Genomic DNA, 16,561 nt, shown 5'->3' with positions numbered 1-16,561 from the left:
GGGTGAGCGCCCTGCTCCCCGAGGCGGCCCGCAAGACCCTGAGGGAGAAGATGAAGACCGCATCCCGCTGGTACAGCGAAGACGCCCAAGCCTGGATCGCCGAAGGAATCGCCGAAGGCAAGGCCCAAGGGATCGCTGAAGGCAAGGCCCAAGGGATCGCCGAGGGCAGGATCGAAGGGGAGGCCAGGAGCCTGCTGCTGATCCTGGAGGCCCGCGGCATCACGGTGACGGACGAGCAGCGGCAGCGGGTCCTCGCATGCATGGATCTCCAGCGACTGGAGACATGGGTCCGACGAGCCGCCACGATCTCCTCAGCCGACGAACTGTTCAACTGACACAACGAGCACGAACATCCAGCACGGCCTGAGCTGCACAGCTCAGGCCGCTGGAGTGTCAAGAGATGGCATGTGGGCGGCGGTGAAATCTGCCTAATCTGCCGCGGTGCACAGTGAAGATGTGGAAGAGGTCGGGCTGCGGCAGGCGACGAGCGAGGACGGGGAGTTCTGCTATCGGCTGCACAAGGCGGCGATGAAGGAGTATGTCGACGCCATCTGGGGGTGGGAGGAACGGGCGCAGCGGGAGTACCACGAGCGGCAGTACGACCCGGCGCGCTGGCAGGTGATCACCGCGGGCGGGGCCGACGTCGGCATGATCAGCGTCGATCGCCATGCCGACCACATTTATCTGGGGCGCATCGAGGTGCTTCCCGAGTACCAGGGACGCGGGATCGGGACACGGCTGATCCGTGCGCTGGTGGACGAGGCCGAGCGGAAGGGCGTGCCTTTCGTCCTGGACGTGCTGGTGGTGAACCGGCGGGCGTACGCGCTGTACCAGCGGCTCGGGCTGCGCGAGGTGGGACGGCACGGCGACGGCGACATCAAGATCAGAATGCGGCGTGAGCCGTCAGGGCGGTGATTCCGGCTGCCCTGGTGGGCGTGACGGGCGCGCTTGATGCGGCGGGCGAAGCGCGACCAGTGGGTTCGCTCGGCGGTGTCGCAGAAGGTGGCGCCGCGTGCGTCGGTGTTGCGGCTGTGGATCGGCCGGGGCAGCGCGCGCCGTTCGCAGCTGTCCGGTATCCACGCGGGATGACCGAAAGCGGTTACGGGCCACATCCGGTCGAGAGGGCCGGACGTCGCGGCGCCGCAGGGCGAGTACAACACCGAGATCAGACGCCTTGCCGCAGAGGAAACGTGGCCGGGCCGTGGGCCGTCCGGCAGATGGACCTTCCTGGCGGCGCGGCCTTGCCCGGGTGAGCGAACCAATCTACCTTCATCATGATCGTCGACCGCGCCTGATCGGCGACGGTGACGGTCCCAGCAGGGGCACCCCCGACCGGGGTCGGCGAGAGGCGCGCCGTGGTGGAGATCCTCATCCTGGGCGATCTGGTGGTCCGCAGCGAAGGCCGGCCCGTCCCGCTGCCGGGACCGAGCGTGCGCGCCCTGCTCGGCGTGCTGGCGCTCACCCCGGGCGAGGTCGTCGGCGAGGAGCGGCTGCTGACGCTGGCCTGGGGCGCCGACAAGGGGACCCGGCGGGGGCTGCAGTGCGCCGCGCACCGGCTCCGGGGGTGGCTGCGCGGTGTCGCGGGGACGGCCTGCACCTTGGAGCACACCGGGTCCGGGTACCGGCTCGCCGTCCCGGACGACACCGTCGACGTCGCCCGGTTCACCCGGAGGGTGCGGGAGGGCGAGACGGCGGCCGACCCGCGGCGGCGCATGTCGCTGCTGGCCGCCGCGCTCGGCGAGTGGCGCGGGCCGGTGCTGGGCGGCCGGTCCGAAGGGCTGGACGCCGACCCCGTCGTCTGGGCGCTCGAGCAGGCGCGGGTCGACTGCGCGGCGGCCCTCGCCGACCTGGCGTGCCGGCTGGGCCGCCAGGCCGAGGCCGTACCGCTGGTGCGGGAGGTCGCCGCGGCCGCGCTCTACGACGAGCCGCTGCAGGCCGCGCTCGTCCGGCTGCTGACGACGGCCGGACGGCCCGCCGAGGCCCTGCGTCAGGTCGAGCGGGTGCGGCGGCGCCTGGCCGACGAGCTGGGCATCGCCCCGTCCGCGGAGATCCGCAGCGCCCATGCGGCCGCGCTGCGGGGCGGCGGGCGCCTGCGGCCCGTGCCCCGGCAGCTCCCGCCGGACGTGCCGGACTTCACCGGCCGCGCCGCGGAGACCGCAGCGATCAGCGAGCCGATGCTGACGGCACGGCGCGGCCCCCTCGTCTTCATGATCAACGGGATGCCCGGGATCGGCAAGACCGCGCTGGCCGTGCACGTCGCGCACCGCACCGCCGCGCTGTTCCCCGGCGGGCAGCTGTACGCCGGGCTGCGCGGCCCGGACGGCCGCCCGGTCGACCCGCGTGACGTCCTGGGCCGGTTCCTGCGCGTCCTCGGAGCCGCCGACGCCGCCGTCCCCGACGCGCTCGACGACCGCGCCGCGCTCTACCGGTCGCTGACGGCCGACCGCGGCGTCCAGGTGATCCTCGACGACGCCGTGGACGAGGCCCAGGTGCGTCCGCTGATCCCCGGGTCGTCCGGCTCCGCCGTGCTGGTCACCGGACGCACGTTCCTCGGCGGCCTCGCCGGGGCCCGCCAGATCCGGCTGACGGGCCTGGACGGGCCGGACGCGGTCCGGCTGCTCGGCCGGGTCGGCGGCCGCGACGGCCTGGCCGACGACCCGGCGGCGGCGCGGATCGTCCGGTTCTGCGACCGCATCCCGCTGGCCGTGCGCGTCGCCGGGGTGCGCATGGCGGCCCGGCCCGCGCTGAGCCCCGCACGGCTGGCCGCCGCCTTGCGCGATGAGAACGGCAGGTTGGACGCGCTGGAGGCGCACGGGCTGGCCGTCCGCCCCGGCCTGGACGCGGCGTACTGCGCCCTGGACGCGGCGCCGCGCCGCGCGTTCCGGCTGCTCGGCCTGCTGCGCACGCCCGACTTCGCCGCGTGGACGGCCGCCGCCCTGCTCGACGTCCCGGTGCACACCGCGACGGCGCACCTGGAGACGCTCGCCGACGCGGGCCTGCTCGACCCGCTCGGGGACGACGCCGCCGGGCAGCCCCGCTACGCCCGCTGCGACCTGCTGCGGCTCTACGCCGCCGAACGTGCCCGCGCCACCGAGCCGCGCACGGCGCGGAACGCGGCCGTGCGGCGGCTGCTCGGCGGATGGCTGCACCTGCTCGACGAGATCGGGGCCCGGTTGTTCGGCACGTCCACGCGCAACGCCGGACCGGCACGCGCGGCCGGCTACCGCGTCCCGCTGCCGGAACGCCCCGAGGCCTGGTACGACGCCGAGTCCGATGCGGTGCGCGCGGCCCTGGAGCAGGCGTGGGAGCACGGCCACGACGATCTGACGGTGGCGCTGGCCGGCGCCGCGCTGCCGTTCCTGGCCCGGCTCGGCCGCGACGACGAGCGCCGCCGCGTTCTGCGCATGGGCCTCGCCGCCGCCGACCGCGGCGGCGACCGGACCGGCCGCCTCGCCCTCCTTGGCATGCCCGCCTGACCGGCAGCGCCTGCACGCCCCTGACCTGGGCGTTTGCGTGCCGACGGGCTGAGAGCGAACTGAAAGCGAAGCGAAAGCACCGATCGGCAATGCTGCAGCCGTGATCGAAAACGCTGGTCCGACGGCCTCCAGACCCACCGATCCGCCGGCGTTCCTGCGCTTCGATCCACCGGAATTGCAGGACGGCTCGCTCATCGTCCGCGGTGTCCCCGCGCGGCTACGCGAGCAGCGGCGGCTGGCCCCCGGCGCGCCCCTCGGCTACCTGTACCAGCAGGCCGGCGAGGACGAGCCGGAGCACGACCTGGCGTTCACCGCCGGGCACTACGACGAGGTCGAGCTGGTCTGGCGGTTCTCCGGAGAGGTGACCGGGATCGCCGGGATCACCGAGCCCTTCGCCGGTGCGCCGCCCGGTGAAGAGCCGGCGCGGCCCGGCGGCCCGCCGTCGCCTCCGTCGTCCCCGCAACGTCCGCCGAAGACCCCGGCGGAGAAGGGAAGCCAGTGATGTCCCACACCCTCACCAGGGAGCCGCTGCAGACGGCTCTGTCGTTCATCGAAGGGCACCGCATCGAACCGCAGCCGCCGGCCGACCCGCGCACGCAGCCGCTGGCCTACCTGTACTCCCACTGGGACGGCTACCCGGCCAAGCCGGAGGAGGGACACTACGACGAGCAGACCCAGACCTGGGTCTTCCCGCCCGGCTCGATCACCGCCGGCGTCGCCACCAACACCAACACCAGCTGCTACCAGGGCAGCGACAAGTGCAGGGACGACACCTGCTCATGACGTCGACGGCCCCCCGGGTCCTCATTCTGACCCAAGAGTTCGACCCCACGGTCGACCCGGTGATCCAGACCCTGTCGGCCCGGGGAGCCGAGGTCGTCCGCGTCGACCTCAGCTACTTCCCGCGCCGGCTGACGTTCACAACCTCCGACTTCGACGGCCGCCGCCGCATCATGCGGCACCGCGACCGCGAGGTCGACCTGGACCGGCTGACGTCGGTGTGGTACCGCCGCCCGACCGCGTTCCAGTTCGACCCGGAGATGGGCGAACCGGAGCGGCTGTTCGCCCGCAAGGAGGCCATGCAGGCAATCGGCGGCATCCTGCGCGCCACCGACTGCCTGTGGGTGAACCGGCCCGACATCGACGCGGTCGGCGAGCTCAAGCCGTACCAGCTGGAGCTGGCCCGGCGGGTGGGGCTGCGCACGCCGCGCACCCTGCTGACCAACGACCCGGCGGAGGTCGCCGCGCTGGTGGAACGCTCCGAGCGGCCGATCGTGTACAAGTCGCAGATCGGCGGGGTGATCCACTATCCGGGCGCGTTCCCCGGCGGGCTGCTCACCGCCGTGGTCGGCGACGAGATCCACGAGCATCTCGACCGGGTCGGCCACACGATGTGCATGTTCCAGGAGTACGTCGACAAGGCCTACGAGGTGCGGTTGACCGTGCTCGGGAACACCTACTTCCCGGTCGTGATCGACTCGCAGCGGGACGACCGGACGGCGGTGGACTGGCGGGGCGCCTCGGGCGAGATCGGCTCGCTGCCCTACGGCGACTACCGGCCGCTGCCCGAGGACGTCGTCAAGAAGACCCAGGAGCTGCTGACCGAGTTGCGCGCGGTGTACGCCGCCGTGGACTTCATCGTCACGCCCGAAGGGGAGCATGTCTTCCTGGAGGTCAACCCGGCGGGCCAGTTCATGTGGATGCAGCACGACCTGGGCCTGAACCTCGGCGACCACATGGCCGAGCTGCTGATGCGCGGCGGGCCGTTCACACGGGGAGAGGTGACGCAGATCGGCTACTAGCGACGTGCCGTCCTACCTGGCGGCGGGCGCGCAGGCGGTCGTCGCGGTGACGTTCGCGTTCTCGGCGGCCGCCAAGCTCTCCGGCCGGGCCGCCTACGCGGACTTCCGCCGCTGGCTGTCGACCGGCGCCGGGGTCCCGCCGCGCGCGGCGGGCCCCGTGGCGGCGGTGATGGCGGCCGCCGAGGCGGCGACGGCGGTCGCCGCGGCGCTCCCGGCGAGCGCCGGCGCGGCGATGGCGGCGGCGGCGCTGCTGATGGCGGTGTTCACCGTCGCCGTCGCCCGGATGGTGCGCAACCGGGTCCGGGTGCCGTGCCGCTGCTTCGGCGCGGGCCGGCGCCCCCCCGGCGCCGTCCACGTGGTGCGCAACGTGATTCTGCTGCTGGTCTCGGCGGCGGGCGCCGTCCTTTCCGCCGCGGCCGGACCGCCGCCGCCGGGGCAGACCCTCGCCCTCACCGTGATCGCCGGCGCGGCGGCCGCGCTGCTGCTGATCGACCTGGAGGAGCTGGTGTTCCTCGTGCGGCCCGTCCGGTCCGGGCCGCCGTCCCGATAGCCCCGAGCGTGAGGAGGCCGCATGTCGTACGCGACGGCCGCGGTGACGACCGTCGGCGCGCTGTGCCTGGTCAACACGGTGCTGCTGCTGGCCGTCATCCGCCGGCTCGGCGAGCACACCCGCCTGCTGGCCGACGGGCGCCCCCGCGGGCCGGCGGAGCCCGCGCCGCTGGACGTCGCGCCCGGCACCCGCGTCGGCGAGTTCGCGGTGACCGCCGCCGACGGCGCGCTGGTGACGCGGGACGACCTGACCGGCACGACGCTCATCGGCTTCCTGGCACCCGGCTGCCCGCTGTGCGAGGACAGCGTTCCCGGGTTCCTGGAGCGCGCGCAGGCGGCGCCCGGTGGCCGCGATCAGGTCCTGGCCGTGGTGCTGGGCACCTCCGCCGGGGTCGGCGAGCTGTGCGAACGGCTCGCGCCGGTGGCGCGGGTGCTCACCGAGAGCGAGGAGGGAGGCCCGCTGGTGCGCGCCTTCGGGGTGGGCGCGCTGCCCGCCTACGGCGTGCTGCGCGACGACGTGATGGTCGCCAGCTACGCGCTGCCCGAACGCATCCCCGACCTGGCGTCCGCATGACCCGCGACCGGGCGGCCCCGCGCCACCTGGCGTCGGCGGTCGAGCTGGCCTGGGCGTCGGGCCCCGCCCGGCTGCTGGCGCGCGTCGCCCTCGCCGTGGTGGCCAGCGCCCTGCCGGTGCTGGTCGCCTGGCTGACCAAGGTGGTGCTCGACCGGCTCGCCGTCCCCGGCGCGCCGCTGCCGGCCCCGGTCCTGGCGTTGGGCGCGGCGGGGCTGGCCTCCGTGCTGGTGTCCCAGCTGCTGCGGTACGTCGAGGGCGAGCTGGGGCGGGCCATCGACCTGACGGCGCGCGCCCGTCTCTACAAGGCCGTCGCCGCCATGCCCGGCCTGAGCCGGTTCGAGGACCCGCACTTCCACGACCGGCTGTCGCTGGCCGCCGACACGGGCCCGACCGGACCGTCGGAGGTGGTCGACGGCGTGCTCGACGGCGTCCAGGGTCTTTTGATGGTGACCGGGTTCCTCGCCACCCTCGCCGTGCTGAGCCCGTGGATGCTGGTGCTCGTCGCCGTGACGGGCGCCGTCGCGCTGCACGGGCAGATCCGGCTGAGCCGCTTCAGGGCGCGCATGCTGGCCGACCTGGGCCACGCCACCCGCCGCGAGCTGTTCTACTCGCAGCTGCTCACCAGCCTCGGCGCCGCCAAGGAGGTGCGGCTGTACGGGCTCGGCGGCCTGTTCGGCGGCCGCATGCTCGCCGAGCTGCGCTGGATCAACGCCGCCCGGCGCCGCATGGGCCGCCGCGAACTGCTCGTCCAGGGCGCGCACGGGCTGCTGGGCGCGCTGCTCGCCGCCGGCGGGCTGGTGTGGGCGGTGCACGCGGCCCGCGCCGGACGGCTCACCATCGGCGACGTGTCGGTGTTCGTCGCCGCCGTCGCGGGCGTCCAGGACGGCTTGACCATCGTGACCAGCAGCGCGGGCCGCCTGCACGAGGCCATGCTGCTGTTCGGCCACTACCGGCACGTCGTCGACGCCGGCCCCGACCTGCCCGCGCCCTCCCGCCCCCGCAGCGTCCCTCGGCTGCGCGAGGGCATCGAGCTGCGCGATGTGTGGTTCCGCTACGGCGACGACCTGCCGTGGGTGCTGCGCGGCGTCACCCTCACCATCCCCGCCGGGGAGGCCACCGCGCTCGTCGGGCCCAACGGCGGCGGCAAGAGCACCCTGGTCAAACTGCTGTGCCGCTTGTACGACCCGACCCGCGGCGCCATCCTGTGGGACGGCGTGGACCTGCGGGACCTGCCCGTCGACGAACTGCGCCGCCGCATCGGCACCGTCTTCCAGGACTTCATGGCCTACGAGCTGAGCGCCGCCGACAACATCGGCGTCGGCGACCTGGCCGCGCTGGACGACCGCGCCCGCATCGAGGCCGCCGCCCGCCGCGCCGGATGCCACGACACCCTGGCCGCGCTGCCGCGCGGCTACGACACGATGCTGTCGCGGACGTTCGAGTCGCCGCTGTGGGAGGACCCGGGCACCGGGGTGCTGCTGTCGGGCGGCCAGTGGCAGCGCGTGGCCATCGCCCGCGCCCTGCTGCGCGACGACACCGACCTGCTCATCCTGGACGAGCCCAGCTCCGGCCTGGACGCCGAGGCCGAGCACGAGGTGCACCGGGGCCTGCGCGACCACCGCACCGGCCGCACCAGCCTGCTGATCTCGCACCGGCTCAGCACCGTCCGCGACGCGTCCACGATCGCGGTGCTGGACGGCGGCGCGGTCGTCGAGCGGGGCACCCACGAACAGCTGCTCGCCCGGGACGGCACCTACGCCCGCCTGTTCACTCTCCAGGCCAACGGCTACCGCGATACCCCCGACGAAGCCCCCTTCACAACGACCTGACCGGCCGTGCGGGTGTGTTGGGACGCGTGCGGCCGGATGCCGAGGATCGCCTTTCGGTGACGGTTCGGGCGTTGGGGCGCCTTGGTGGATGTCCGTGACCGGCGGCCTTTGCTACTGCTCGGCGGCGCGGCGGGCTCGGGCGCGGCGTTTTCCCTCGTGCATGGCCTGCACTCGGGCCACCGGAATGGCGCGGCCCTCTTCGATCAGGTCGGAGCCGAGCGGTTGCGGCGCGGGCATCAGTTGCGTCCACAGGTCCCGTTCGGCGACCAGGGGCGCGGCCGTGCGCAGCGTGAATTCGCCGGGGGCGATGCCGTCCAGCTCGTCCCACGGCACCGGGAACGACACCGGCGCGCGCGGACGGGCACGCGGGCTGTAGGCGGCCACGACGGTCGCCGTACCGGCGCGGGTGGAGTCGATGAACACCTTGCCCGCCCGGTCCTCGCGGATGAAGGCCGTCGTGGCCAGCGCGGGGTCGAGCCGTTCAGCGCGCGCGGCCAGTGCGCGGGTCGCGGCCGCGGCCTCCTCCAGTGTCACCCGCGCCACCGGCACGAACACGTGCACGCCCTTGGAACCGCTCGTCTTCACCGCCCCCGCCAGACCGGAGTCGGCCAGCGCCTGCCGGACGAGGTGAGCGGCGCGGACGGCCAGGCCGAACGACTTCCCGTCCGGCGGGTCGATGTCGAGCACCAGATGCGTGGGCTCGTCCCAGTGCCCGACGCGTGTCAAGGGCAAGTGGTACTCCACGGCGCGCTGATTGGCGAACCACAGCAGCGTGCGGCGGTCGTTGCACAGGGCGTACGCCACCTCGCGCCTGGACGACTCCGCCCACAACCGTATCCGCGGCACCCACGGCGGGGCGTATCTCGGCAGGTTCTTCTGCATGAACGGGTCCTGGCCGCGCAGCACCCGCACGACCGACAGCGGCCGGTCCGCCAGGTGCGCGACGAACCGTTCGCCGATGGCGTCCAGATAGTCGACCAGGTCGCGCTTGGCCGCGTCCGCGCCCTCGAACAGGGGCTGGTCGAGATTGCTGAGCGAAACCCCGTCGCGGACCTCACCGCCGCCCATACCGACCACCTCCCGGACGGGACATACCTCGCGCGGCAGTGTTCATGCACTGCCTCCGCGAGTACTCGATTGCTCAGGCGCGGTCGCGGCGGGGGCGCGAACAGTCCTGCAACGCCGGTCGGACGACGCGGTCCCTGATGTCGAGCCACTTACGGTGCAGCGCGGCGAAGTCGGGATCGCCCAGGGCCGGCGGGCGTCCGGCGCGGTCGGGGTGGCGGTCGAAGAACACCATGTCCGTCAGCCGGTCGCCGTCCACCACCCCCTGGCCGATCCTGATGCGCGTCCTGACGGCGTCGACCGTGTCGCGATACGTGGCCCGCGCCAGGTCCAGAAAGCTTTCCGCCTCCCCCAGCAGGGGCTCGAGCTGGTCGAGGCTCACCATTGCGGGGCGGTCCGTCCCGGCCTGTTCCGCAGTTTCGGCGCTCGTGACGAAGCCTCCGGCAGGGGCGGCGGATGCCGCTTCCTCGGTCGCGCGCTCCTGGGCGTGGGGGAGGGGTTCCTCTGATTCCAGGACTTCGCTTTCCATGAAGTGTTCTGGTGATGTGTCCTCCTCGTGCACCTCGACGTCGGCCTCCTCGCCCGGCTCGGTCTCGTATTCAGGCTCCTCGTAGAGATCCAGTTCCTCCGGCTCGAACTGCGGCTCGTATTCCTCGCCGGCGGGTGACCCCTGTTCTGACGTGGCCGGTCGGTATTCCCAATGCCAAGGTTCTTTCGGGTAGGGCTGGAATCCGAAGGACGCCGCGTTCTGGGTGAGCCAGCGGTAGAGCCAGCTTCCCCGCCACGCCGCCAGCGCCGCCTTCTGGCTCGAATTGCGGATCGGCGCGCCGGTGCGTTCCTGCTGAAGGTCGATGGCGATTCCCGACTGGTGGTTGCTGTACCCGGGGGCGGCGATCCACTTCGGCACGCCGAAGTCTTTGATCATGTAGTTGACGGCCTCGGCGCCGTGCGGGCCGGACGCGAGCCCCTCGCGTTGCCGGACGGTGCGGTCGTAGTAGCTCGGGAAATAGCCGCGCCAGAGCCGGGCTTGGTGTTCGCTTCCCCGGTACCCGCTCGTCGCGGTCACCCGGCGGGTCTTCAGCGCGTCCGGGTCCCCGGCCTGCTTGGCCTGGGCGAGCGCCTCGTTGGCGGCCGCGATGAGCCGGCCGGCCGCCTCGGCGGCGTCCCGGCGCATCCGCATGCCGGTGCCGGCGACCGGGGCGAGTTCGGCGGGCGTCAGGTCGCGTCCGGGCGGGCCCTTGCGCCGGCGTGAGCGCGCGAGGTGCGCCCGCAGCACCGCCTCGCGGAAGGCGATCTGCTCGGCGGTGCCCTTCCAGGCGGTCTCCTTCGCGACCTCGGACACCGGCGCGTAGCCGGTCTCGGCGTTCTGGAGGATCTCGTGGACGGGCCGGAGGGGGGTGTCACTGTGATACGCCCAGTGTTCGATCGGCGTGACCGGTTGGACTGCCGGTGACTCCTGCTCAGGGGGAGCGAGTGGGGTGTCCTCGTAGACACTGCCGGGCTCGTTCATGGTGCACTCTCACGATCTGCGAGCGTCGGAGACCGCGTTATTGCGCGGGCACGGCGTCACGCCTTTGTGATGACACGGCGGCGGCTCCCGCCGGTGGCACCGGTGCCGGGCCGGCGGATGCCGCGGTGGGCACCACGGGGGCAGCCTTGAGGTCGCGGCCTGTCACGCGTGACCAGTGGTCGATGATGGTCAGGGCTTGGTCCCGCAGCGGGTTGGCGGCCGGGGGCGCAGGCAAATAGAGCGCCTCCGCCTGGGCGGGCACGCTGAAGGCGCCGCCCTCGATCTGGATCAGCAACTGCGACACGGCGGGCGCCAGGATGAAGAAGCTGTGCGATCCCGCGTGCGAGGCCACGCCGACGCGCTCGCCCAGGCGCGCGAGCCGCTCCTCCGGCGACGTCCCGACCGCCTGGAAATCGGTGAGCACGTCATTGTCGAAATCGAGCAGCAAATGCAGCCAGGACATATGTGCTACGGCGCCGAACTCGGTCTGGGCGAGGTTCGGCGCCACCGCCGAACCGCCGCGGCGCTCGTTGAGCATGGTCTGCAGCCGCAGCGCCAGATCGGCGATCGCGCCGCTGTCGGTCGGGTTGGGGCCGATCGCGTTGCGCGCGTTCTCGATGGCCCGCCACGTCTGGCGCAGGAAGTTCTCGAACGTGGGCACGAAGTCGCGGTTGGCGACCTGCGGCTTCTCGTACGGGAACGGGCCGCCGTCCGCGCCGTGCTGCAGATCGACGCCGAACATGCGGAAATACGCGTTCCGGCGTGTCTTGCGCGGGTCTGGTCTGAGCTGGCTGACGGCGGTGGACGCGAGCAGCGGAGGCCCGTACGAGTAGAACAGCTCCTCGGTGGAGCGCAGCCATTCGTACGTGGTCGGGTTGCGCGGCACGCGCAACCGCTCCCCGTGCGCGGCCTCGTAGATCACCCGCCGGATGATCTCCTCGCAGCGGGTGTTCTCGATCAGGTAGGCGTAGATCAGGTGGTCCCACACGACGTTCCTCCTCGTCGGCCCGAACCCGCGGGCGCTGAGGGACGCCATGAAAGGGTAGCCGCGGACCACCGCGGCGCGGCTCCGGGCGGCCCACACGGTCTCCAGGCGGGCGGCGATCTGCCCCGCCGGCTCACGGATCAGATTATGCGGACCGACGTTGTTCGCGATCTGGCGCAGCATGCGCTGTCCCCCTATTCGTCGGTGTCCGACGATGCGTCGGCGGAGCCGCCGTCCGCCGATTCGCCGGTGGCTCCACGGGAGCCGGACGGTTCCTTCTGCTCCGGGCCCGACGGGGCCCCGAGATCCACCTGACCGCCCCACGGTCCTTTCAGCGCCTCCCGCCGGGCCTGCTTGCGCGGCGGCTTCCAGTCCTCGCTCCAGAACGGGGTGAAGGCGAGGGTCGGCGACGGCACGTCCAGAGATTCGCGCAGCTTCTCGCTCCAATGGGCGACTTCCTGCGCTTCTGGCGAGGGAGTCTGGGGTTGCGACGCGGGTTGCATGCGATGTCCTCCGATCAGGCTGCGGCGCGGCCGTCGTGACCGAGCCGTGTCATCCAGTTCTCGTACTGCTGCGCGATGTCAGCGGCGTGCTCGGGTTCGGTCGCCGCTCGATAGCCCGACAGCGCCAGCAGCCGCAGTGATTCCGTCCACAGCCAGTGGGGGGAGGTGAAGAGCGCGGTCCCGGCCTCATGGGACAGCCGCGCGAGCTCGTCGGGCCGGACGCGCAGCGGATCCACGTATGCGACGAGCGGGCGGCCGTGGAAGGCGCGCATGGGGCGTAGCAGCAGGACGTCTACGATCCGCGGCAGCCGGGCGGCGGAGCGCTCGTACAGTCCGCGGACCCTGTCCGGCGCGCGCCGAAGGGGATGGGTCAGCGTCCAGGAGCCGGCCAGGTCGTCCCAGGGGCCGACGCCATAAAAGCGTCGTGCCATGGCTGCGTTGGCCAGGACGCGCAGGGCCGCGGGCGGGTGAGGGTCTCCCGGCGGCACGGTCCAGACCCGCTGCTCTTCGCCGGCGATCACGTCATGCAGCGCCGCCACGGCCGCGTAGCCCGCATGCGCGAACGCGAACGCGTCGGCCGCGGTCTCGCTCGACCAGCCCGCCCAGGCGTCGCCCACGTCCGGCGCGTCGTGCTGGAACTCCCGCCGGAACGCGGCGGCGAGTTCGTCGTTCCAGCCGGTGCTGAAGCCCAGCTGGTGCCCGCACTCGTGGAGTAGGGCGGTGGGCCGGGCGCCGCCCAGGTTGTGCCTGGTGACCTTGACCGCCGCGGCCACGGAGAACGAACGGCCGTCCCACAGCCTCAACCCGCTGCGCAGTATCGAGGCGCCGAGTCCGCGGTCCACGTAGGTGAGCACCGGTGGCGTGGGTAGGCCGAGCGGTCCCAGTACCTGTTCCAGGCTGCGGCCGGCGAGGATGTCGCAGGCGCGCAGGAGACCACCGATCTTCGGGCTGGTCCGCGTGTTGACGGCGTCACCGTAGAAGTCCAGCGCGGTCTCCACCCGGAGGAACCGGCGGCGGAACCGCACGACGAGGCGGCGGACGCGGTCGAGCTCGGCGAGCGTCTCGGCGGCCCGCAGCTCCGCGTCCAGGACGTCGGCCGTACGCTGCAAGTGCAGAACCGAGCGCCGCAACTGCGCGCGGATCGCCACACCGAGGTGGCGTTCGAGATTGGCCCACGCCGAGGCCGCGGCGAAGTTCTCGAAGTCGGCGAGCGCGACGACCGCCGCCCGCCAGTGCGCGGCCTGGCGGGTGACCTGCAGCCGCAGGGCGGCGGTGGCGTCAGGCACGTCGGTACCCCGGGTGAATCTCGACGCGTGCTCGCGGACGGCCGCGCAGGTCGGCCGACGACTCCATGGCGCGGGGCCCGGCACCGTCCCGCACGAGCGAGGCGATCGCACGCAATCCGGGGGGATCGGACAGGCGGACGACGAGCGTGACGCCGTCGGCGTCGGCGACCGTGGCGGCGAGGAACGCGTCGCGCTCGCGCGCCAGCGCCGCGCCGAGCGCCCGGGTCGTCCACCGCTCGATCACGGCCGCCGGTGAGAACGACCGCGATCGGGTCGGCCTTGGCGGGCCACCCGCGAGTTCCTGCCGTCCGGGCTCCTCGCCGATCACACGGACGCGGCCGCGCGGCCTGGCAAACGCGTTCCGAATCGCACGGCGGTAGACGCGCCGCAGGGCGGCCAGGCTCGCCCCGAGCGGCTCCTTGCGGCGCAGCCGCGCGGCGATCGCCTGGGCGTCCGGCTCGCTGAGGAACACCGCGAGGCGGATCTCCCCGGCCCGCAGGTCGAGTGCGAGGTCCGCGTCGCTGGAACGGCGCGCCGCGGTGCGGGCGCCGGGCACCTCCAGGTAGTACAGGCGCTCCCCGACGGCCAGCGGCTCCGGCCGGTCGAGGTAAGCCTCCTCCATCTCGTGTCCCAGGCCGGGTTCGCCCAGCAGCATGCCGGCCGCCTCGGGAGTCAGCGGATGCAGCGCGGCGGGTCCGGTGGCAATGCTTCCGTTCCGGTGCTCGGTGCGGAGGATCCGGGCGATCCGCGAGCCGGGAACGGCGTGGTAGAGGTGGACGCGCGCCTGGACCGCGCCGGTGCGCCCCGCCTGGTCGCGGAGGAAGGAACGCAGCGTGCGGCCGCCGAACGTGCGGACCGCCTTGGCGGTCTGCGGTGTGATCAGGACGGGGAACACGCGCGAGTATTTGCGGTAGCGCACGCGTCGTCCGCGTGGCATGGACACCCACGTTCCCATTGGCCGCCGGGTCTCCAGGTTCTCGCTCGCCGGATCGAGCAGTTCCATCGGGAAGTTGGCCGCCACCGCTGCCTGTTGGCCTTCGTAGGCCGCCATTTCCAGCGCGATCTCGTCTTCGAGTTCCTCGTCGGACAGTGCGCTGACTTGGCGGACGGTGTCCTCCACGACGTTGGCGAACGCCTCACCGGCGATGTCCGGGGTGGGTTCGACCGGGGTTTCCAGCGACATCAGCCGAAGCCCTTGGTCGACGATCGCCTTCGAAAGCGCGGGGGTGACCTTCGGCCCGACGTACGGTGCGATGAGGCGGCCCAGGTAGCGGGCGAGGAAGGACACGACCTTCGGGCGGCCCAGGATGCCGATGCCGATCCGCAGGGGCGTCCGCAGGGCGAGGACGGCCGGCACGAACTCCTCGACGAGCGGGGTCGGGTCCTCGCCCTCGTCGAGGGCCGCGAACCGCTCCACGAAGCGGGCGCGTGCGTCGTCCAGTTCGGTGAGGACGTCGGATTCGACCTCGCCGGCGGTCGCGGCCTGGGTCAGCAGATCCTCCTGCGCCGTCTCGTCCGGTGCCAGGAACAGGCCGGTGATCTCGGCGTCGAGGCCGAGCTGCAGCGCCCGCACGTCGGCCGCCGCCGGCGCCGCGCTTGCGATCTCCTCCGGCTCTCGCAGTTCGCCGGTGAACTTCTTGGCCAGTGCCGCCGCGTGCGGACGCACCGCCGGTGGGAGTTTGTCCAGGGCCATGTTGATGACGCCTTTGAGCAGCGGCCTGACGAGCCCGGCGAGCTTGCGCAGGAGCGGCCCGATCGGCATCAGCTTCGCCGCCGCGGCCAGCCCTCGCTTGGCGAGCTTCGCGGCCCCCTGGACGGCTCGCCGCATCTTCTTCTTGAGCTTGCCCAGGAAGTTCTCGAACGCCGGTGACAGATCGGTCTCCTGCGGCTCGTACCGCTCCAGCAGCCGGTCCAGTTCGGTGTCACCGAGCAGGTCGGCCCGCTCCCTCTCAAGCTCGGAGGCGATCTGCTCGAACATCGCTTCGGCCTCGGCCTGGAGCGGTCCGATCCAGTGCTCCAGGAGACGCCGGGTGCGTGCGGTCCCGACCGGTGTCTCGTCCGTGCCGACCCGTTCGACGAGGGTCTCCGCCTCGTCGAGCAGCTCCTCCAGTGCTTCGTCGAACTCCGGATCGAGCAGTTCGGCCGCAAAGCCCTGGGCCGCCGCCGGTCCGGCGTCGATGATCTCATCGCCGAGCTGGTACCGGGCGAGGAACGGGGTGTCGGCCTCCGGCCGGCTCGGCTGCGCCGGCTGCTGCGGCATCTCGGTGTCGACCGCACCCAGGAACGGAGTCTCCGGCTGCCACCGCGGGGCGGTGACGGCGGCCTCACCGTGCGGAAGCGGGTTCATGCGCCTTCTTCACCTCGCTCGGTCGTAGGGCGAGCTCTCTGGCCGCCAGAATGACGCGCGTCCCGTTCTGCGGTGTCTCCGCCGCGTCACCGCTTCGTCACCGGGCGGCCGGGCGCGCTCGGTGGTCAACCGGTGCCGTCGGCGAGCGCGGCCGGCCGGTTTTCGAGTAGGCGGCTGGTTTTCGCCTGGGTTTGTGGTTCGGCTGAGTAGCCGGTCGTGTTTGGGGTGGGGTCGACTTCCGGCAGTTCGGTTGCCGGGCGCGGATTTCGATGCGGATGGCGGCCACGCCATGCCGCGTGGCGGCCGAGCGTTCCATGGCCGATGGCGTGTCGAAACGCGGGCATGAGATTGGCTCGTCCCGTGTTGGGGTGTGTCGTCGTGGCACCGGTGCGTCGTTGGGCTGCCGGGCGCGCTCGGTGGTTAGGCGGTGTTGTCGGTGAGTGTGGCCAGCCAGTTTTCGAGCAGGCGGCAGGCTTCCGTTGGGTCTGTGGTGCGGCCGAGTAGTCGGTCGCGGTTGGGGGTGCGGCCGACTTCTAGTAGTTCGATGAGCAGGTGTGTGTTGTTTGTGGCGCGGATTTCGACGCGGATGACGGCCACCTCATGCCGCGTGGTGGCCGGAGGCTTCATGGCCGGTA

16 protein-coding genes and 1 pseudogene are annotated in these 16,561 nt (G+C 72.7%); 9 read left to right on the top strand and 8 right to left on the bottom strand.

Going from position 1 to position 16,561, the window contains the following annotated elements:
• The 9 genes and pseudogenes from QSK22_RS32160 to QSK22_RS32120 form a co-directional block, all read left to right on the top strand.
• Nucleotides 1-335: pseudogene (locus QSK22_RS32160) on the top strand (hypothetical protein); the annotation flags it as partial.
• 106 nt (nt 336-441) lie between these two features.
• Entirely contained in the window at nt 442-915 is a 474-nt protein-coding gene (locus QSK22_RS32155; protein WP_285498253.1) for a GNAT family N-acetyltransferase, read from the top strand.
• A gap of 443 nt (nt 916-1,358) precedes the next feature.
• Nucleotides 1,359-3,476: an AfsR/SARP family transcriptional regulator gene (locus QSK22_RS32150; protein WP_285498252.1), complete on the top strand. Its 2,118-nt coding sequence runs from the start codon at nt 1,359-1,361 to the stop codon at nt 3,474-3,476.
• A gap of 100 nt (nt 3,477-3,576) precedes the next feature.
• Nucleotides 3,577-3,978, top strand: a complete 402-nt coding sequence (locus QSK22_RS32145) for a hypothetical protein (protein ID WP_285498251.1) — start codon at nt 3,577-3,579, stop codon at nt 3,976-3,978.
• Nucleotides 3,978-4,259 carry a hypothetical protein gene (locus tag QSK22_RS32140; protein ID WP_285498250.1) on the top strand — a complete coding sequence of 94 codons (282 nt, stop codon included), beginning with the start codon at nt 3,978-3,980 and terminating at the stop codon, nt 4,257-4,259. The genes QSK22_RS32145 and QSK22_RS32140 overlap by 1 nt, the downstream gene beginning before the upstream one ends.
• A complete protein-coding gene (locus QSK22_RS32135) occupies nt 4,256-5,278 on the top strand; it encodes an MvdC/MvdD family ATP grasp protein (protein WP_285498249.1) in 1,023 nt (340 codons plus the stop codon). The genes QSK22_RS32140 and QSK22_RS32135 overlap by 4 nt, the downstream gene beginning before the upstream one ends.
• 4 nt (nt 5,279-5,282) lie before the next feature.
• Entirely contained in the window at nt 5,283-5,828 is a 546-nt protein-coding gene (locus QSK22_RS32130; RefSeq protein WP_285498248.1) for a MauE/DoxX family redox-associated membrane protein, read from the top strand.
• A gap of 21 nt (nt 5,829-5,849) precedes the next feature.
• Entirely contained in the window at nt 5,850-6,401 is a 552-nt protein-coding gene (locus QSK22_RS32125; protein ID WP_285498247.1) for a TlpA family protein disulfide reductase, read from the top strand.
• Nucleotides 6,398-8,230 (top strand): ABC transporter ATP-binding protein, encoded by a 1,833-nt coding sequence (locus QSK22_RS32120; RefSeq protein WP_285498246.1) that lies wholly within the window; start codon nt 6,398-6,400, stop codon nt 8,228-8,230. Before QSK22_RS32125 ends, QSK22_RS32120 begins: the two co-directional genes overlap by 4 nt.
• Before the next feature lie 111 nt (nt 8,231-8,341).
• Here the strand turns inward: QSK22_RS32120 and ligD are convergent, their stop codons facing one another.
• The 8 genes from ligD to QSK22_RS32080 form a co-directional block, all read right to left on the bottom strand.
• On the bottom strand, nt 8,342-9,298 hold the full coding sequence (ligD, locus tag QSK22_RS32115; protein WP_285498245.1) for a non-homologous end-joining DNA ligase: 957 nt from the start codon (nt 9,296-9,298) through the stop codon (nt 8,342-8,344).
• Nucleotides 9,299-9,371: 73 nt separating this feature from the next.
• Entirely contained in the window at nt 9,372-10,805 is a 1,434-nt protein-coding gene (locus QSK22_RS32110; protein WP_285498244.1) for a M15 family metallopeptidase, read from the bottom strand.
• 37 nt (nt 10,806-10,842) lie between these two features.
• Entirely contained in the window at nt 10,843-11,973 is a 1,131-nt protein-coding gene (locus QSK22_RS32105; RefSeq protein ID WP_285498243.1) for a hypothetical protein, read from the bottom strand.
• A gap of 11 nt (nt 11,974-11,984) precedes the next feature.
• Nucleotides 11,985-12,293, bottom strand: coding sequence for a hypothetical protein (locus QSK22_RS32100; protein ID WP_285498242.1), 309 nt, complete (start codon nt 12,291-12,293; stop codon nt 11,985-11,987).
• A 14-nt stretch (nt 12,294-12,307) separates the two neighbouring features.
• Nucleotides 12,308-13,579, bottom strand: coding sequence for a hypothetical protein (locus QSK22_RS32095; protein ID WP_285498241.1), 1,272 nt, complete (start codon nt 13,577-13,579; stop codon nt 12,308-12,310).
• Nucleotides 13,572-15,926 (bottom strand): hypothetical protein, encoded by a 2,355-nt coding sequence (locus tag QSK22_RS32090; protein ID WP_285498240.1) that lies wholly within the window; start codon nt 15,924-15,926, stop codon nt 13,572-13,574. Before QSK22_RS32090 ends, QSK22_RS32095 begins: the two co-directional genes overlap by 8 nt.
• 125 nt (nt 15,927-16,051) lie before the next feature.
• Nucleotides 16,052-16,270 (bottom strand): hypothetical protein, encoded by a 219-nt coding sequence (locus tag QSK22_RS32085; protein WP_285498239.1) that lies wholly within the window; start codon nt 16,268-16,270, stop codon nt 16,052-16,054.
• 76 nt (nt 16,271-16,346) lie between these two features.
• Nucleotides 16,347-16,553 carry a hypothetical protein gene (locus QSK22_RS32080; protein WP_285498238.1) on the bottom strand — a complete coding sequence of 69 codons (207 nt, stop codon included), beginning with the start codon at nt 16,551-16,553 and terminating at the stop codon, nt 16,347-16,349.
• Nucleotides 16,554-16,561 lie beyond the last annotated feature (8 nt).

Source organism: Actinomadura sp. NBRC 104425 (assembly GCF_030269545.1).
Taxonomy (GTDB): domain Bacteria; phylum Actinomycetota; class Actinomycetes; order Streptosporangiales; family Streptosporangiaceae; genus Spirillospora; species Spirillospora keratinilytica.
The sequence above is the reverse complement of the archived record's forward strand: the minus strand, read 5'-3'. Positions and strand labels throughout refer to the sequence as shown.

What these genes read in the sequence shown, in the direction of transcription:
- QSK22_RS32140 (WP_285498250.1), top strand. Translation starts at nt 3,978, where the DNA reads ATGTCCCACACCCTCACCAGGGAGCCGCTGCAGACGGCTCTGTCGTTC.
- QSK22_RS32135 (WP_285498249.1), top strand. Translation starts at nt 4,256, where the DNA reads ATGACGTCGACGGCCCCCCGGGTCCTCATTCTGACCCAAGAGTTCGAC.
- QSK22_RS32125 (WP_285498247.1), top strand. Translation starts at nt 5,850, where the DNA reads ATGTCGTACGCGACGGCCGCGGTGACGACCGTCGGCGCGCTGTGCCTG.
- QSK22_RS32120 (WP_285498246.1), top strand. Translation starts at nt 6,398, where the DNA reads ATGACCCGCGACCGGGCGGCCCCGCGCCACCTGGCGTCGGCGGTCGAG.
- ligD (WP_285498245.1), bottom strand. Translation starts at nt 9,298, where the DNA reads ATGGGCGGCGGTGAGGTCCGCGACGGGGTTTCGCTCAGCAATCTCGAC.
- QSK22_RS32110 (WP_285498244.1), bottom strand. Translation starts at nt 10,805, where the DNA reads ATGAACGAGCCCGGCAGTGTCTACGAGGACACCCCACTCGCTCCCCCT.
- QSK22_RS32105 (WP_285498243.1), bottom strand. Translation starts at nt 11,973, where the DNA reads ATGCTGCGCCAGATCGCGAACAACGTCGGTCCGCATAATCTGATCCGT.
- QSK22_RS32100 (WP_285498242.1), bottom strand. Translation starts at nt 12,293, where the DNA reads ATGCAACCCGCGTCGCAACCCCAGACTCCCTCGCCAGAAGCGCAGGAA.
- QSK22_RS32090 (WP_285498240.1), bottom strand. Translation starts at nt 15,926, where the DNA reads ATGAACCCGCTTCCGCACGGTGAGGCCGCCGTCACCGCCCCGCGGTGG.
- QSK22_RS32085 (WP_285498239.1), bottom strand. Translation starts at nt 16,270, where the DNA reads ATGCCCGCGTTTCGACACGCCATCGGCCATGGAACGCTCGGCCGCCAC.
- QSK22_RS32080 (WP_285498238.1), bottom strand. Translation starts at nt 16,553, where the DNA reads ATGAAGCCTCCGGCCACCACGCGGCATGAGGTGGCCGTCATCCGCGTC.